General features: G+C 50.2%; 10 protein-coding genes. 2 read left to right on the top strand and 8 right to left on the bottom strand.

The annotated features are described in order from the left end of the window. Positions 1-302: 302 nt before the first annotated feature. Positions 303-1,106: a flavodoxin family protein gene (locus ACOBQJ_RS14020; protein WP_421072393.1), complete on the top strand. Its 804-nt coding sequence runs from the start codon at positions 303-305 to the stop codon at positions 1,104-1,106. 486 nt (positions 1,107-1,592) lie between these two features. On the opposite strand, the gene ACOBQJ_RS14015 is transcribed toward ACOBQJ_RS14020, so the two are convergent. From ACOBQJ_RS14015 to ACOBQJ_RS13980, 8 genes are all read right to left on the bottom strand, one after another. Then, positions 1,593-2,753, bottom strand: a complete 1,161-nt coding sequence (locus ACOBQJ_RS14015) for a DUF7005 family protein (protein ID WP_421072392.1) — start codon at positions 2,751-2,753, stop codon at positions 1,593-1,595. Between the two features lie 33 nt (positions 2,754-2,786). After that, positions 2,787-4,142, bottom strand: a complete 1,356-nt coding sequence (locus ACOBQJ_RS14010; protein ID WP_421072391.1) for a radical SAM protein — start codon at positions 4,140-4,142, stop codon at positions 2,787-2,789. Between the two features lie 16 nt (positions 4,143-4,158). Next, the gene (lanM, locus tag ACOBQJ_RS14005) at positions 4,159-5,910 is read right to left on the bottom strand and encodes a type 2 lanthipeptide synthetase LanM (RefSeq protein WP_421072390.1); all 1,752 of its coding nucleotides are present in this window, start codon (positions 5,908-5,910) and stop codon (positions 4,159-4,161) included. Positions 5,911-5,982: 72 nt separating this feature from the next. Next, entirely contained in the window at positions 5,983-6,249 is a 267-nt protein-coding gene (locus ACOBQJ_RS14000; protein ID WP_421072389.1) for an NHLP leader peptide family RiPP precursor, read from the bottom strand. Between the two features lie 92 nt (positions 6,250-6,341). Further along, positions 6,342-9,050 (bottom strand): NHLP bacteriocin export ABC transporter permease/ATPase subunit, encoded by a 2,709-nt coding sequence (locus ACOBQJ_RS13995; RefSeq protein WP_421072388.1) that lies wholly within the window; start codon positions 9,048-9,050, stop codon positions 6,342-6,344. 112 nt (positions 9,051-9,162) lie between these two features. Then, on the bottom strand, positions 9,163-11,328 hold the full coding sequence (locus ACOBQJ_RS13990) for an NHLP family bacteriocin export ABC transporter peptidase/permease/ATPase subunit (RefSeq protein WP_421072387.1): 2,166 nt from the start codon (positions 11,326-11,328) through the stop codon (positions 9,163-9,165). A gap of 27 nt (positions 11,329-11,355) precedes the next feature. Continuing rightward, complete coding sequence (locus ACOBQJ_RS13985; RefSeq protein WP_421072386.1) at positions 11,356-12,744, bottom strand: NHLP bacteriocin system secretion protein; 1,389 nt, start codon at positions 12,742-12,744, stop codon at positions 11,356-11,358. 94 nt (positions 12,745-12,838) lie between these two features. Beyond that, positions 12,839-13,969 (bottom strand): ABC transporter substrate-binding protein, encoded by a 1,131-nt coding sequence (locus ACOBQJ_RS13980; RefSeq protein WP_421072385.1) that lies wholly within the window; start codon positions 13,967-13,969, stop codon positions 12,839-12,841. Between the two features lie 386 nt (positions 13,970-14,355). Between ACOBQJ_RS13980 and carB the strand changes: the two genes are divergently transcribed. Further along, on the top strand, positions 14,356-17,586 hold the full coding sequence (carB, locus tag ACOBQJ_RS13975) for a carbamoyl-phosphate synthase large subunit (protein ID WP_421072384.1): 3,231 nt from the start codon (positions 14,356-14,358) through the stop codon (positions 17,584-17,586). The last annotated feature ends 286 nt before the right edge of the window (positions 17,587-17,872 follow it).

Here is a 17,872-nt window from a genome sequence, read left to right as displayed (position 1 = left end):
ATTCTATTGCGCTGTTTATCTCTCATGTAGTGTAATAAGTCATATTTTAGCTTGTGAACTGTCATATGACCCGTGAAAAGAGTATATTCCCATGTGCGCGGAGCCTTTTAGCATAGACGCCGGCTCCGTGTCCATATGACTCGTGGCTGCCATAAACATGACCCGAAACATGACCTATTGCACTACTTAATATAAAACCGGTGTAATAAAATTAAGGTGATGAAAAATTCGAAAAACCAAAACCGGCAAAAAATAGATGTAAGCGGCTCCGGTACGAAAATCTTTTTACGGAGGGAATATAAATGTCCAGGAAGGTAATAGCCATCATCGGCAGTCCCCGCAAGGGACGGACTTTTGAAGCGGTAGGCATGTTTGAGAAGCGGCTTAAAGAACTTGGCAATATTGATTTTGAGTATGTTTTTTTGAAAGACGTTAGTTTAAAGGAATGCAGGGGCTGCGGGTTGTGTTTGGAAAAAGGCGAAGAATTTTGTCCATTAGAAGATAATCGAGCGGATATTTTCGCCAGGATGATGAAAGCTGACGGGGTTATCTTCGCCACGCCGGTATATTCTCTGCAAGTAACCGCCCTGTTAAAGAACTTGCTGGACCGTTTGGCCTATGTCTTTCACCGTCCCTGTTTTTTTCATAAATCCTTTATGGCGGTTGTAACTCAGGGTATATACGGTGTAGAAGGTGTCTTAAAGTATTTGGATGAGGTGGCACATTTCTGGGGTTTCAAAGTTTGCCCCGGGCTCGGCCTGACAGTGTTTTGGGAAAAACCGTCGGCGGCAGACCTGAAGAAAATCGATGATGAGGCGGAAAAAGCGGCAAAGAGGTTTTATGATTCTCTGACCAGGAATTCTGACCCGGTCCCAAGCCTGAAAGAAGTTATCATGTTTCGTTCTGTGAGGGCATTTCACTCGATAGCCGCGGGGTTCCCGAGGGATCACCAGTATTACAGGGAACAAGGCTGGCTTGATTCTGATTATTATTATGAAACCAGGCTTGGCTGGCACAAAAAACTGGCCGGGAGGTGGGTGGAAAGACAGGCTCTGAAACAAGCAATGAGAGACAAAATGAAACTTGTTGAATCAAGGCTTTCTTAATTAAAGGCGAACCTGTTATTACTAAATAAAGGTGGTGTTTAAATTATGTTATGGTGGATAGCCGCAGTTGTTGTTTGGCTGATGTCCGCTGCCTGAATTCTGTTTGTTATGGCGGACGTGTTCCGCGGCAAGTACCCGGCATTAAGTAAAAACGCGGTCCCGGGCTATGCGTTTCACGGTGTTACAGCTATTTTGGCAATTTATCTGGTGCTTAAAGCCGTTAATTCCTAAATTAAAAGAGCATACCCTTATATGAAAGGTGGTTAGTCTGTTGAAAATAGCAGGTTATGTTTTTATAATTTTAGGCCTTGTATGAATTATCTCCATTGTGGGAGGGGTCTTCTCCCATACCTATACATCTGTAAATGAACTTTGGGGAGGCATTGCTTTCCATACCGTCTGCATGGTCCTCGGCATGTTTTTCCTGGGCAGGGCCAAAGGCCGGACCGGTGCCGCGTAAGGCCGGTCCAGCAAATATAAATAATATCACGGTTCTCTTGTCTCACTTGATGGGAGACAGGCAAGCTCGATAAGACTCAGGCCGGCCAGGGTCAGCAGCAGTTTAGACTTTCCTTCAGGCGTGCTCAGCGGCTTTTTTGCTTCAAGACAGATATTCGCCAAATTTTTAGACGCTTTCCATACCAGGGTCTGGAGTATTTTAAAAGCTCCCTCCGAGAGGGGAGGGCTGCCGGGGTAATTTTCCAGCCTGCCGCCCTTGCGGTAGAAGGGATAGTTTTCCAACCCCATGAACCGGAGAAACCAGTCCGGGCGGTAAGTCCCGGCTGCTGCCACTATCCCCGCGCAGTCGGCCATAAGCTCGTCATAGGCGTGGTTCCGGGCGGACCCGAACACCCTCATGGTAAAATAGTGGGCCGCCTCGTGATCGCGGCGGATTATAAGGGACAGGTTCCGCCACTCCTCCGGGGAAAGCGCCATTTCGTTTGCAGGGATCCCGCTGTACATTTCCTTGCCCAGTATGATAAAGGTATCCTGGTACAACTCCCTGCGCGGGATAATATTATTAAACTCGTCCCGCCAGTCGTCCCCGGAACACCTGCCGGAATTGGCTTTTTCCCACTTTCTGCGGTAGGACCTGATCCTGTCCCAGTTGTTGAAACCCCTGATCAGGCAGGCCCCCATGGAGTGGGGTATTCTTTCCGGCTCATTGCGCCGTGAAAGGGCCTGGACCAGGGAAACGAAGTCTGGCCTGTGCCCGGCAACCAGCACCGGGATCCTGCCGGCCGGGGTAGGGTAGAGGTACAGATCCAGTTCATCGGGGCGCTCGAGCTCAAGTCCGCCGGCCTCGGGCATACCTGCCGCCGGAAGCCCTCTCAGCGTAGCCGCACGGTAGTTGGCATTCTGGCTCATGCCTTCCCGTACCGGAAAAGAGAACTGTACAAGCTTTTCCCGCAAGGTGTTGTAAGCCCCTTTTAGCCGGGCCTCCAGGGCATAGCCCTCCCAGGCGGCAACAAAGGGTTCGTCGGGCAGAGGTAATGATAGATCACGGATGTCATCCACAGGGTGAAAAACACTTTTATTGTAATTGGTTAGCTCAGATATTTCCTGTTCGGAAGCTCCCAGCGAGGCAAGAAACTCCTGGTAATACAATGGCCGCAGCTCCTTCGTCTTGGACTGCCAATTTCTCATTTTTTGCTGCAATTATAACCGGGTAACTTATAACTAGGTGCCCGCTGCCATTTTGCAGTATTCTTTGATTTTTATACACCTGTAATGGTTTTTGACAATAGTTTCAAGGTTAAACCTGATTTCCGAGCATTCCGGCCTGCCGCCGTTCACTTTCATGCCTGCGTTGGGGCAGCCTCCCATGCACAGGGGCAGAACTTTGCATTTCCTGCACTGGTTAAAATCAAAAGGGTCCCAGGTAAGCCACGCGATATGGCCAGTTTTTAGTTTTTTGCCCAGGCTCAGATCTATGATGTTTCCCACATTATTTTCCTTGATACCGTAATCACTCCAGCATTTGTAGATAAATCCGTCCGGGTCGATGGAAAAAGAATTGATCTGATCGGCGCAGCAGTAATTTGACCTACGTTTGGGATAAATGCTGCTGTAATCGGTTTTAAAGCCCTTTCTTAGCAGCATTTCATAAAATTTGGCGCCTGTCCTCGCGAATTCCTTTTGGTTAAGACAAGAGTTCTCGATAGATTTGCAGGCATCCGTATACGGCATAACCCGGGCGGGATATATATTTACATTTTTCAGCCCTTTACTCTCCAGGATATCCAATAGATCTTCAATACTTCCGATGTTTTCATCGTCTATATTCACCCTGATATGAACATTCATTTCGTTTCTAATCAGATCTTTGATGTTGGACAAAATTATTTCGAAGCAGTCCTGCCCGTCGCCATTTTGCCCCATAACCCTCCTATTGTTATGTATACCCGGGGGGCCGTCCAGGGTAATCTGAAAATTACGGATACCAAAATCCTTCAGCCGCAGGATTGAATTCTTATCGAAAAGAGTGCCGTTGGTTACCATAAAAGCTTTATGGGAGCAACCGGACTTGCCCGCCAGATCGTTTATCGCTCCGGATAACCGGTAAATGATATCTTTTGCCAGCAGCGGCTCTCCGCCAAACCAGGTTATCAGCAGCCTGTCGACCCTTCTCACGGATTGGGCGACATATGCCAGGATGGCCTCCTGGACTTCCTCCGGCATGAAGCCGGCCTGCTTGCGGCCCTGGTAACAGTAAGGGCATTGAAGATTGCAGCCGAGCGTGGGAGCGATGGTTAGCGATAAAACGTCCTTGTTGTATTTTTGGCTGGCGCTGGTATACTTTATGACTTTCAACTCGTCTGTTGATTCATCTATTAGAAAGCCGTCCTTAATGAATTCCCCGGCCAGACTTTTTTCTGCGGCGCTCAGCCCGCCCAGGTCAACCTGTTGCGAGCTTAGCAGGTGCATAAAACCGCCCTGTATTTCCGCAAGCCTGGTCGTCAGGCTGTTGAAGACAAGCACATTTTTGCTTTCTTCCAGTGGCCAGATAAAATTATAATTTGAAGGCTTATACAATTCTACCCATCCTTTATTATTCATAATAATTCCTGTAGGCGGTAAAAACGTTCTCTATAATCCGGCACTGTTTTTGATAATCTTGCCGGCCCAGGCTTTTTACTTTTTTCTCTATGCTTGCAAAGGGTATACATCTGGCAAGGTCGGCGACCGATAAGTCTTCAATACTTTCAAAACGGCCGTCAGCCATGCTTATGTAAAACCTCGGGATGGTGAGCCAGCATAAAGATTCATATTCGTATTCTGTTACACGCCGGGGAACCGATTGTTCGAATTTCGCGGCCAGGCTTCCGGCCAGTTTTTCTATAAGAGGGTTTTTCCCGTTTGCGGATTTTAAATAACCGGGCTGTAAAAAATTATTTATGGGGTAATGATTTCTAAAGAAAAACCGCACCTTGTCCTTTTGGAATAATTGCCGGACTTTAGCCAGAAATTCGCTGCCATTGTTCATTATGAAAGAATAGATAGTGGAAAAACCATCCAATACCTGATCGCTGTAATTGTATGAAAACACTTTCTTCCCATTTAGTTTTACCAGGCTTTTGGGGCTTTCCGGGAGGTGCCCGTACTCCAGGCGCATGGAGTCTGTATTGATATTCGACCAGATTTTATTTTTTTCATATGTTTCGGTAACCGTTTCCGCCGCCAGGGCATTATAGGAGACCTGCAGGCCGTTCCTGTTAATGAAGGAGGCGGGCAGGAAAAAATTATCCGGCACATCCCAGTCGTCTTTTGTCCCCGCCAACCCTTCCAGGTCGATTAGAACCGGGTATTCACCGCTGGTGATGAGGTTCCGGTAATGCATGTCAATACTTCCGAAAACGTAGAGAATACCCAGCAGCATGCCGCTTCTTTTATAAAAGTTGCGCACTTGCTCTTCAGTTTCACACTGAAAATAGCCAGCATACTCAGCCCATCCATAGTTATCACGGCTAAAAACTTTCACCGCCTTTAGCCGGGCGCCGCCGGTCCTTCTGTTCAACCATTGGATTAGCTGGTAGAAGGACTCATCTATATGCATGTTTCTTGGCTTATATATCACTTTATTGTTTTCAAATTCAATTACCGCGTTAAAACACTGGAAGATGTTTGCTCCATCGAAGGAAACCGTAATAGAAGAGGCGCTTATCTCTTCATTATTAAAAAAATACATGGCTATCTCATGCCTGTCCCTTTCCAATGCGGCAAAGAATTCGCTGACAAAATCCACCCACTGTAAGGTTGCGGTGGCCATAAATCTGGCCAGAACCGGGTATTTGACAAAAAAATCAATATAACCGCCGCTCAACATGCTTTGAATGTAACTATTATACTTGTCCCTGGAAATGTTAGTGTTTTTCTCTTTTAAATTGTCCTCAATTAACAGATCAAAGGTGCTTTTGTATTTATATAACGGGTCTATTCCCGAGAATTCGTGAAAGAATACATTCTGGGAGATCATAGAAAGCGTTTCCAGGAGAAGCTTTTTAGCTCCTTCAAGAGCCGTGCCGCACAAGCGGCAGGATTTCATTTTTTTAGTGAGGGCTTCTTCACCCGCACTGACAAAAGGATAGAGCAATTTGGCAAACAGGACAGGCTTTTCAGCGGCATAGGACCCGGTCCGGATTTCGCTGCCGCCGGCGCCGGTTTTGGCAATGTTTTTACTAAAAGATTTTAATATGCCTTCCCACCCGTGGCTGCCGGCTGAACAATCCTGGCAGGGGCTGGTTGATCCTGATATTTTTATAATCTCCCTGATGACCTCTCCAAGATCCTGTATAGCTGCCATCTCCTTAAAAAAATGCCAGTAACAAAATATCTGGCATCTGTTACTGGCATTAAAGACTGATTTTTACCAATCTTAAAAGAGGCTAAAGCTGCCGCACACCCAGAATCCTCCGGCCACATTATCCAGTTCGTCATCCGAAAGCTCTTCAGGATTCTTGGGAATCCTTATATAAACCGTTTTCGATGTCTCTTCGACAGCCTTGATCTCAATGTTTTCCGGCAAAGACTTACCAGTTTCCTTCTCGATTACAGCTTTAGGGTCGCTGAGAAGCTGCTTTTTGAACTCGCCGTCTTCCCATGCCTTCTTAATTAATTTTTGTTCAAGCTCCTGCCTTTTCAAAAATATTGCCTCCTTATATGAAATATGCTTATACTTTGTTATCGGCTAATCTTTTGCATAACTTTACAGGGGATAATGCTTAGAGACTCTTTTCAGGCCAACTGTCTTTTGGCCAGCTCGGAGAACACACCGTTGATTTTCATCAGTTCCTCATAAGTTCCTTCCTCGATGATTCTACCCTTTTCCATAACGATAATCCGGTCGCAATTGATGACTGTGCTAAGACGGTGGGCTATGACCACACGAGTGGCCTTCAGCCCGTCCAGGCTCTGGCTGACCACGGCCTGGGTCCGGTTGTCCAGGGCGCTGGTGGCCTCATCAAAGTATATTATTTTAGGCCTATTGACAATGGCCCTGGCTATCAGCAGCCGCTGCCTCTGGCCGCCGGACAGGGTTGCGGCCCCTTCGCTCACTACAGTGTGCATGCCCATGGGCATTTCTTTTATTTCCTTATCAAGCCCGGCCATTTTAGCCGCTTCCCAGGCGTCAGCAATGGTCAGGTTTGGATTGGACCCTACGATATTGGTAAATATATCCCCGGCCAAGAGCTTTCCGTTTTGCAGGACAACACCCAGCTGCCGGCGCAGCGCGCGGATATCCACTTTTTCAATGTCATGGCCGCTGTAGTAAATCCGGCCTGCTTCAGGTTTTTCAAAACCCAGCATAACCCTGAAAAGGGTGGACTTGCCGCTGCCTGAAGGACCAACCAGGCCGATGTACTCGCCCTCTTTTATTTGCAGGGACACGTTGTTGAGGATCAGCGGTCCGTCTTCTTTGTAGCGGAAATTAAGGTGGCTGACCTCAATGGAACCGGATAAATCTCCCGGATCTATCTTGGCATCGTCGTACTCCGGCAGGGTCTCCAATATAGGCCTGGCGCGCTCTAAAAGGGGGACCACCGTGTTTATTCCAATCAGTGTCTGTGATAGTATAATCATGGCCATGGCAAAGCTGGTAAAGGCCGTATAAAAAGCGATGAACTGGCCCGGCGCCAGAGTTTCGCCTTTGGAAGAGGCCACGGCATAGAAAATTACCATGGAAGCGGCGACCGGAAATACTGAGTTGAATGTTTCCAGCCAGCCAGCCAGGATCTGTTTATTAAAGGTGATTTTTTTCTGGAGGCTGAATTCCCTGGACCATTGGTAAAAAGCCCTGCTTTCGGCGCCGGCTACTCGAAATTTTGCCACTCCTCCAAAAAACTGCAGGACTATGCCGGAGATTTTATTGGAAATATCAACCACCTGCCGCTCATACCTGGTGATCAGGCGCCCTAAGAAGTACGCGGCAGCAGCGGCTATGGCCAGTAAAGCGGTGGCTGTCGCGGCCAGCTTTACGTCATAGTAAAAAAGAAGCAATAAGTTGAAGCTGGAAAATATGCTGGTGAGTATGGTTGTTACAATCGTTTCCGACACCAGCACCCGCACCTGGGCGATGGCCATGGCCCGCATGGCCAGCTCCCCGGCGGTGTAATCTTTGAAAAATGGTACCGGCAGGCTCAGAAGCCGGTCCCATACCGCGGCCTGAATTGAGCCGTCCATTTTACCCAATATGCGCTGCATGGCAAAGGACCTGGTCAGCTGAAAAATCATTGATGCGACGGCACTGGCTACGAGGAAAAAGGCTACATGCGCCAGCTGGATCTTTTCTCCCCCGGGGATAACGGTGTCAAAGACTATACCCGTGGCAACAGGCACTACCAAACCCAGCAGACCGCCCAAAATCCCCATTAAAGACACCATCACAAAGTCCTGCCGCCAGCAGTTTTCACGTCCAAAAACCAGAATGTCGGCCAGGCTCATGGCTTTATACGGGAAAGGGCGATAGAAGGTGAAGGCAAAGGGCTTGACCTGCCGGGCTGTTTCAAAATTGACCGGGGCCTTTGTTTGACGGGCCGGATCATGGATTTCGTACTGCCCGGGGGAAAAGGGAAGCAACGCCACCGGCCGGCTGTCGTCCTCCGTGTAGGCCAGCATGGGGCCATTGTCCTGCTTCCACCACTCCTCTTTCAAAAGCACCTTGCGCACCCGTATGCGGGACGCCTCGGCTATATCCCCCAGCGGGTCCTTGGCAGAAGCCTTTCTCTCTTTCGAAGGTGGAACAATCTTTACTTTCATAGAGCGGCCTACCAGACGGCAGGCGTTAAGCAGGGGATCGTCTAAAGAATCATCTTCGTCTGAATCCGTTATCTCAGGTTGTAACGCGGTCAGCAGCCGGCCCAGGGCATTTTCCATCAAACGCCGGTTATTTTTTGATTTCTCCTGAAAGCGCCGGTTATCCGCTTCTTCTTTTTCCAGGCGGAGGTTCAGGGCCGCTTTGACCGCTCGGCTGTGAAACTCGGCCAGGTCCTGCAGAGGGCTTGCCGCATCGTCCTGCCGGGTCCAAAACGTTCCGCCGGACACAACAATGTGAGGCGGCTCTAATGAGGCGCTTTTTGCAAGGGCTTCGGCCCAATGGCTGACGGCATTTATAAAAACATCTCTCTGGTCTGGAACAGCAGCCGTCTCTAAAAATTCAGGCCAGCTTAGCTGCAGCAGGCTGGCGCCTGCAAGGCCTGTCGCCATAAGGCCTAATTCCTGGTCGTCTCCTTCAGGCTTGATGCCCAAAAGGATGTCTCCCGGTCCCGCTTCAAAAAGAAATTCTCTCGGGCCAACTACTTCACCATCAGAGATAAAGACGCTAAAAACTGTTACCTTGCCCCGGTTTACCAGCCACACCTGCCCTGGGTCAGTCAATAGAAGGGGCTTGTTTCCCCCGGCTGCGATTATCTTTCCTTCTTTTTGAAACCATTCAGGAACTGTCACATTATCACTTCCCAGTTAAATTGAACATCTGGCAGGCTGTCGACAGCGCAGCCTACTGCGCCGGCGCAGGTCGTCACTAACCGGCAAAGCCTGCGTCTTCTCACCGGCCTTCTCAGGCTGTACTTATCAGTTCGGCGTAATAGCCGCCCGTTTTCATCAGCTCTTCGTGACTGCCGCGCTGCACAATTTTACCTCTGTCCAGGACGATAATTTCGTCACAATCCCGGATGGTGCTCAAGCGGTGGGCTACAATTACGCAGGTGCAGCCCCTGCGCCTGATGCTCTCATCCACCAGTTTCTCTGTCAGGGGGTCAAGAGCGCTGGTAGCCTCATCCATTACTATTATGGAAGGGTTGGCGGCCAGGGCACGGGCGATTTCCAGCCTCTGTCTCTGACCGCCGCTATAGTTTCTCCCGCCTTCTTCCAGTATACTGTCATAGCCGCCTGGCCTGGTAGTAATGTCGTCGTGAATGCAGGCGTCCTTTGCGGCCCGGATAATGTCAGTCTCAGAGCAGGTTTCATCCCAAAGTGTAATATTGTCCCTGATGGTTCCTCCAAACATGGAAATGTCCTGGTCCACCATGGCCAATGAGCTGTTAATGACCAGGCGGGAAATGTTTTCCCTGGGCCGGCCGTCGAATAATATCTCCCCGGTCCACGGTTTATACAGGCCTGTCATTATTTTGGCCACGGTGGACTTGCCGCTTCCCGAACCTCCCACCAAAGCCACCCTTTGCCCGGGCTTCAAAGTCAGATTAAAACCCTCTAAAAGGGGCGGGTCCAGAGGGCTGTAGCCAAAGCTTACATTGCGCAGATCAACATACCCGGCTAGTTTCTTGTGCGCTGCCGCCTCGCAGTCTTCATCCTGATCTAATTGGGACTGTTCATCAACGGGGTATTTTAGCACATCATCCAGGCGGTTCATATCAGCCTCTATCTCCTGCAGCTGCCCTCCCAGACCCACCAGTCCGGTAACAGGCGCCATAAAGCTGGTCATCAGGCTCTGGAAGGCTACCAGTCCGCCTATGGTCATGCCTCCGTTTAGAATTATAAAGCCGCCCATGACCAGTACCACCGCGTTGGTCATGGTGGACAGGAAGACAGGAATGGCTGAAAGGTACTGGTTGGTGACGCCTATCTGCTGTTCCGCGTTTAACGCCTTGGCCTGGTAGCCCGACCATTTAGCAAAAAAATCTGATTCCGACCCGGTTGCCTTCAGGGTTTCAATAACCTGCAGCCCGGACATGGCTGTACCAATAATTTTTCCGCGGTCTTGCTGGAGGATCCGGTTCAGGTCGATCCTCTTTTCAGAAACATATTTCAGATAGAACATGTTTACGGCTGCCACAACCGCTCCCACCAGTGACAGCGACAGGCTGTACTGGACCATGAGGATGAAGTAAAACACAATCATAACCAGGTTAAGGGCATTGGCGGCCAATTGGCCGGACAGCAGCATGGCTACCTTATCGTTGCTCTGCATGCGGGAGCTGATGTCACCTGCAAAACGCTGGTTAAAAAACTCAACCGGCAGGCGGAGCACATGCCACATGAACTGTCCTGAGGTAGTCAGGGCAATTTTAGTCTGAAGCCTTAAAAGGTAATATTTCTGGATCCAGGTCAGGACCCCCCGCAGAAAGCCTGTCAGTCCCATGCCCAAAAGGAGGGGGACAAGCCAGTTTTGGCGATTGGCCAACAGTATGTCATCAACGAATATTTTTGAAAACACGGGAATAAGCAAGCCTGGGAAAACCAGGGCCAATCCCACCAGGATAACGTAAGTTAAGGCGGTTTCCGATCCCTTCAGCCTTCTTTTTAAGGAGGATACTATACTGGGCTTTTCTCCGCCTTCTAGGAAATCCGGGCCGGGCTTGAAGGCCATGGCCACTCCGGTAAAGGACTGGTCGAATTCCTCTTCGGATACTGTTCTTGGCCCCATACCGGGATCGTTAATAAATATTTTCCCGTTTTGAAACCCCTCCAGCACCACGAAGTGATTAAAATTCCAGTGAATGATCATGGGAAACTGCATTTCTTTTACTGAGTCTGGCTCTTTCCGGTAACCCTTTGCTTCCAGCCCGTATTTTCTGGCCGCCTTCATCACATTGCTGGCCTTGCTGCCATCACGGGAAACCCCGCAGGCCAGGCGAAGCTCTTCCAGAGGCACATATCTCCCCCAGTATGCCAGGATCATGGCCAGGGAAGCAGCGCCGCACTCCACCGCCTCCATCTGCAGTACGGTGGGGACCTTGATCCGTTGTTCCGTTTTTTCCTTCATCACCGATAACCCCTATCCACCATGCAATTAATTAACTGAGAGGGCTTTTTTAACCATTGGAATAACCATTCTTATCGGCCGCATCTCTCTTACTGTCACCGTACCGGCACAAAGTGTGCCGCTGTTTATTGTCAGGGGCGGCCCCTTGGATGAAGACCACTTATAGCCGCTCACGGTGCTTTCGTCTGTAATCACGTCAATGCGCACCTCCAGGGGCGCGCCCTCACCTGAAAGCTTCGACACCAGTTCCTTGCTTCCCAGGGAAATCATCATGCCCTGGGCGGTGGCGGGATACTCGGAAACCGAGACTACTCTGCCGAGCATGAATCCATACTCTTCTTTTTTGACCGTGCTCGGGCTGATCTGGGCTTCCATGCCAGGGGTAATATTTTTGCCGTCCTCTGCCTTTACATAAAGAATAACTTCCAGTTTAACCGTATTTCCCATACGCTCCAGGCTGACCAGATTTGCCCCCGGTGATGTCATGTCGCCTTTCCTGGCCTGCACCTCCAGTACACGGCCGTCTACCCGCGAAACAACTGCCGATTTCAGATTGAGTTCATCCTGCAGTTTTTTAATTTTCTTTTCTGTTTCGGATATCTTCATGGCCTTAGTAGTGTTGAACTGCTCCTCCAGGAGCTGAACGTTCAGCTGCGCCTGCCGCAGCTTGGCCCTGTAAGTGATGACGGTTTCCTCCCAGTCACCCGCCGACAGCTTGGTAAGCTCCACTTCTGCCGCGCGGGTCGCCAGGCGGGCCAGCTCCAGGTCTTTGGCGGCATTGGCCATTTCGTTTTCAGAAATAACGCTGTTTTCATACAGTATGGTAAGCTTGTCCACGTAATCCTGCTTGTTTTCTTCGTTGATCATGGCCTGCTCCAGGCTGATTTCAGCCATCCCGATCTCATGCTCTCTTCCCGAGACTGCGCTCGTATAATTAGCCTCATCGTACGGTATAGACGACCTGGCCTCTTTAATTCTCCTGTTCAGGTCGTACAGCCCGGCCAGCTCAGACCCCAGGATTTCTTCGCCAGGGTTGGTGTTCAACTCGAGCTTTTTCAGATGCTCATACTCGGTCTTCAGGTCGTTAATCTGCTCAACCAGATCAGGCTGATCGATCCTTGCTACCACGTCGCCCCTTTTCACAACATCGCCCACCGCAACTCTTACATCGGAAATTTGCCCGCCCTCGGTATGAGTTATATTGTAGACCCCATAACTTTTAATAATAATGCCCTGCCCGTTGACCCTGGTAGGCACACTGCCAAGAATGCTCCATAAAAGGGTGGTAGCCAGGATACAGCCAATGGCTATCAGGGCAAACCATGCCCTCGGAGTTGTTACCGAAACCAGCTGGTCAAGCTGTTCCGGGGAAGAGAGTCTCTCCAGCGATACCTTGCGGAAAATTCCACTGCTCAACCGCGCACCCCCTCTTTAAAAACGCTGGGATTAATTTTACATAAGATCCGCAATTTCTCTTTGCTCCTGTCCTTCCCGCGCAACTTATTAGCAACTATAACTTTCCGTCCCGCAGGACCTTGATTACCACCAGTTCCCCAATGTCATCCCCGTTTTGGTCGAAGGAGTGACAGCCGGTCACCCCCGGCCAGTTTTTCAGTCCTCGCAGATGATCAGCCAAGGCTGCGGAATCTGAATCGCCGGCCTGTTCAATGGCCGCGGCCAAAAGCTTAACTGCGTCGTAACCCTGGGCGGCATATGCGCCAGGCTGCTCATTATACTCCCTGGTAAAACTTTCAATAAATCTTGTAACTTCCTCCCTGGTGTCGGCCGGGTTAAAAATAGTGCCTACCACGGTCCCCTCCGCGGCTTGGCCGCCTATCTCGGGCAGCAGGGGAGAGTCTAAGGCATTACCCGCGTAATACCGGACGGAAATACCCGCCCGGCCGCAGTCGGCTATGAATTCGGCGCCTGCAGGCATGCCGCTGGCAATAAAGATACCGTCGAAGTCCAGGGCCTTCCACTTATTGTGCAGTCTTTCCAGGTCCTTCAGGTCGCCGTAGTATGAAATACGGTCAACCACTTTTATACCAGCTTTTTTGGCGTGGTCTTCGAATGAATTGGCCAGGCCTACTCCATAAGAATCCTCGGAATAATAAACCACCATCCGTTTCTGGCCCTGCTGGGAGCAAAAACGGGTAATTTCCCTGGCAATTTCATCATCGCCGGGCAAATTGCGGAAAACATACTTATAGCCCTTTCTTGTCAGCTCCGGCGCGGTTGATGCCGGTGAGAGCATAACCAGCCCTGCTTCTTCGTAGATTCTGGAGGCGGGAATCGAAACAAAGGAATTCCTGTGCCCGATAATTGCCGCCACCTGCCGATCTTTGGCAAACGATTGGGCTATGCCCATTCCTACCGCCACCGAGGACTGGTCGTCCTTCATCACCAGTCGAATTTTCCGGCCCTTGATACCGCCGTCCTGGTTAATTTCCTTGACGGCCAGCTCAACTCCCTCTCTAAACATGCTGTTGTTGGACTCAAAAGGCCAGGCCACGCCTATGGCGATGTCACCCTTGTTGTTGCTATCCAGGCAGCCTGCGGTAAGGGTCAGCAGAGCCAGGACCAGTGTTAGTAATATAAAACAAGTTTTTTTCCGGATTATCGGAAAGTTCATACAGGACATTGTTGTACCTCCCCTTTATTAATATCGAGTGGAGGCGTGGTTTGCATTAGACCTCTTTAATAATTTTTGTATGTTTTCAGGACTTTTTAACACTCCTCTTCTAAGTACGGAATAGGGGTGTTTTTGTATTGAGATGGAACAGAGCAGTTGTGGGAAAAATAGGTAGTCCGGGAGCTCAGTTTGTATGTGGCGCAATAATTTATACAGCTTACCGGTAAATCAGGTATGACAAAGAAGGTTAGCGTTCTCAATATTTAGTATTAATAAATTGCATTACACTGCTTACAAATTGATTATTTTTTGATATAATTTTTCTTTGAGTAAACTTAATACGGCGAGAGATATTATTTGAGACGACTTTTTGTATATGAAGTGGGAGGATGGATATGCCAAAAAGAACCGACATCAACAAGATCCTGATCATTGGGTCAGGGCCGATTGTTATCGGGCAGGCTTGTGAATTTGACTATTCCGGCACCCAGGCCTGCAAAGCCCTGCGAAAACTTGGGTACCAGATAGTCCTGGTCAATTCCAACCCGGCCACGATTATGACTGACCCAGGTATTGCTGATGTAACCTACATTGAACCGCTCAATTTAAAAAGCCTGACAGATATCATTGCTAAAGAAAGGCCTGACGCGCTGCTACCGAATTTAGGCGGCCAGTCAGGTCTTAATTTGAGTTCCGAGCTTTACAAGGCCGGCGTCCTGGATAAATACGGGGTCAAGGTTATCGGGGTGCAGATAGACGCCATCGAACGCGGGGAAGACCGCATCGCCTTCAAAGAGACCATGAACAAGCTGGGCATTGATATGCCCCGCAGCGAACCGGCCTACAGCGTGGAAGAAGCTGAGAATATTGCCCTTGAGCTCGGTTATCCGGTCGTTATCCGTCCCGCTTACACCATGGGAGGGACCGGCGGCGGACTGGTCTACAACGTTGAAGAGCTGAGGACTGTTGCCAGCCGCGGTATTGCCGCCAGCCTGGTGGGACAGATCCTGATTGAGGAATCGGTACTGGGCTGGGAAGAGCTGGAGCTGGAAGTGGTCCGGGACGCAAAAAACCAGAAGATTACCGTTTGCTTTATTGAAAACATCGATGCCATGGGTGTGCACACCGGAGATTCCTACTGCTCGGCGCCGATGCTGACAATCGATCCCGGGCTGCAGCAGCGGCTGCAAAAATATTCCTACGATGTTGTGGAAGCTATCGAAGTCATTGGCGGGACAAATGTCCAGTTTGCCCACGATCCAAAAACAGGCCGGGTGGTAATCATAGAAATTAACCCCCGCACCTCCCGTTCGTCGGCCCTGGCTTCCAAGGCCACCGGATTTCCCATCGCTCTGATCTCTTCCATGCTGGCAGCCGGCCTGACCCTGGACGAAATCCCTTACTGGAGGGACGGGACCCTGGACAAATATACCCCCTCCGGTGAATACGTCGTCATAAAGTTCGCCCGCTGGGCGTTTGAAAAGTTCCCCGGCTCCCTGGACAAGCTGGGGACGCAGATGCGCGCCGTCGGCGAAGTGATGAGCATCGGCAAAAACTATAAAGAAGCTTTTCAGAAAGCCATCCGCTCCCTGGAGACTGGCCGTTACGGTTTGGGTTTCGCCAAAGACTTCAACCGCCGCTCCTTGGATGAACTGCTGGCTATGCTGGCAGAGCCGTCAAGTGAGCGCCAGTTTATCATGTATGAGGCCTTGCGCAAAGGAGCTGATATTGAGCACCTTTACCGCCTGACCCACATCAAGCCGTGGTTTATCCGGCAGATGAAGGAGCTTGTCCTGCTGGAAGAAGAAATCATGAGTTATAAGAATAAGCGCCTGCCGGATGAACTGCTAATCCAGGCGAAAAAAGACGGTTTTGCCGACCGCTATTTGGCGATGCTTTTAAATCTGCCGGAAGCAGAAATTCGTCGGCTTAGAATTGCTTTGGGAATGGTTGAAGGTTGGGAAGCCGTACCGGTCAGCGGCGTCGAAAACGCGGCCTACTATTTCTCCACTTACAACGCGCCGGACCAGACTGTGTCCAGCGATAAGCAAAAGGTAATGATCCTGGGCGGTGGCCCGAACCGGATCGGCCAGGGCATTGAGTTTGACTACTGCTGCGTGCATACGGCTTTCGCCCTGCGCGACCTGGGCTATGAGACCATTATCGTCAACTGCAACCCGGAAACGGTTTCCACCGACTATGACACCTCTGACAAGCTGTACTTTGAACCGCTGACAGTGGAAGACGTGCTGAGCATCTACGAAAAAGAAAAGCCGCTGGGGGTAATTGTCCAGTTCGGAGGGCAGACCCCCCTGAATATCGCCGCTGAACTGGAAAAAGCCGGTGTGAAAATCCTAGGTACCACACCTGAAACAATCGACCTGGCTGAAGACCGCGACCGATTCCGCCAGATCATGGACCAGCTTGGTATCCCCATGCCGGAATCCGGCATGGCGGTGAATATTGAAGAAGCCCTGGCTATCGCCAACCGTATTGGCTATCCTTTGATGGTCCGACCCTCATATGTCCTGGGCGGCCGCGGCATGGAAGTAGTTTACGACGAGGAGATGCTGCGCCGGTACGTGGCTGCCGCAGTCGGGGTCACGCCGGAAAGGCCGATCCTGATCGACAGGTTCCTGACAGACGCGATAGAAGCGGAGGCTGACGCCATCGCCGACGGGTCTGACGCTTTTGTGCCGGCGGTTATGGAGCATATCGAACTGGCGGGCATCCACTCCGGGGACTCGGCCTGCGTGATCCCGCCGATCAGCATTCCTGACCGGCATATAGAAACCATTGTGGAATATACCAAAAAGATAGCCAGGGAACTTAACGTGGTGGGGCTGATGAATATGCAGTACGCCATCGCCGATGACCGGGTATACGTGCTGGAAGCCAACCCGCGGGCCTCAAGGACCGTACCCCTGGTTTCTAAAGTCTGCAGCGTTTCGATGGCCAGGATTGCCACGGAAATAATGCTGGCGGCCGAAACCGGTAAAAATATCTCCGTCAAAAGCCTGGTCGCCAAAAAAATCCCGCATTACGGGGTAAAAGAGGCTGTCTTCCCGTTTAATATGTTCCAGGAAGTCGACCCGGTGCTGGGACCTGAGATGCGTTCCACCGGTGAAGTGCTGGGTATTGCCGACTGCTTTGGCCTGGCCTACTTCAAGGCTCAGGAAGCCACCCAGACTTCCCTGCCCACATCCGGCACAGTCCTGCTCAGCGTACCCGACCAGGATAAGCCGGCCGTGCTGGAAACGGCCGGGGAGTTCGCCAAGCTCGGTTTTAAGATCAAGGCGACAGCAGGGACGCACAGGTTTTTGAAAGAAAACGGGATTGAATCTGAAGAGATAAAAAAATTATTTGAGGGCCGTCCCAACATAGTTGACGGCATTACCAATAATGAGATAAACCTGGTGATCAACACCCCTTCGGGGAAACGAAGCCAGCATGATGACTCATATATCCGCAAGACCGCCATTAGAAACAAAGTCCCGTATATCACCACCCTGGCGGCGGCCCGGGCCAGCGCCAGGGGTATCGCGGCATATAAGGAAAACGGCTCTAAAAAAGGCAGCATAAAATCACTGCAGGAATATCACGCGGATATTACTGTGGAGGACTAAGTTGTATAATGCTTTCAGAAAAAAGGCGAACAACTTTAGACAAGGCTGCTCGCCTTTTTTATATTTTAGACTATCTCTTCGGTTTTTAATTGACCTTGTCAGGTGCGGCCCGCAGACTTATATCTATGCGGGGAGTTTTGAGCCACCCTGAGCCAGTCCAATCCATACATGACGTTATGTTAAAGTGGGGAAGAATACAAATTTAAAAAATCAATAGGGTAAAAAAACTTCTTAGAGCCAGGTTAACCAAAGAATTTTTAATCGCATACTAAGAGGCACGTTTATA

It is taken from the genome of Pelotomaculum propionicicum, assembly GCF_048984525.1.
Taxonomy (GTDB): Bacteria; Bacillota; Desulfotomaculia; order Desulfotomaculales; family Pelotomaculaceae; genus Syntrophopropionicum; species Syntrophopropionicum propionicicum_A.
This window is presented reverse-complemented; position numbering and strand designations above follow the sequence as displayed.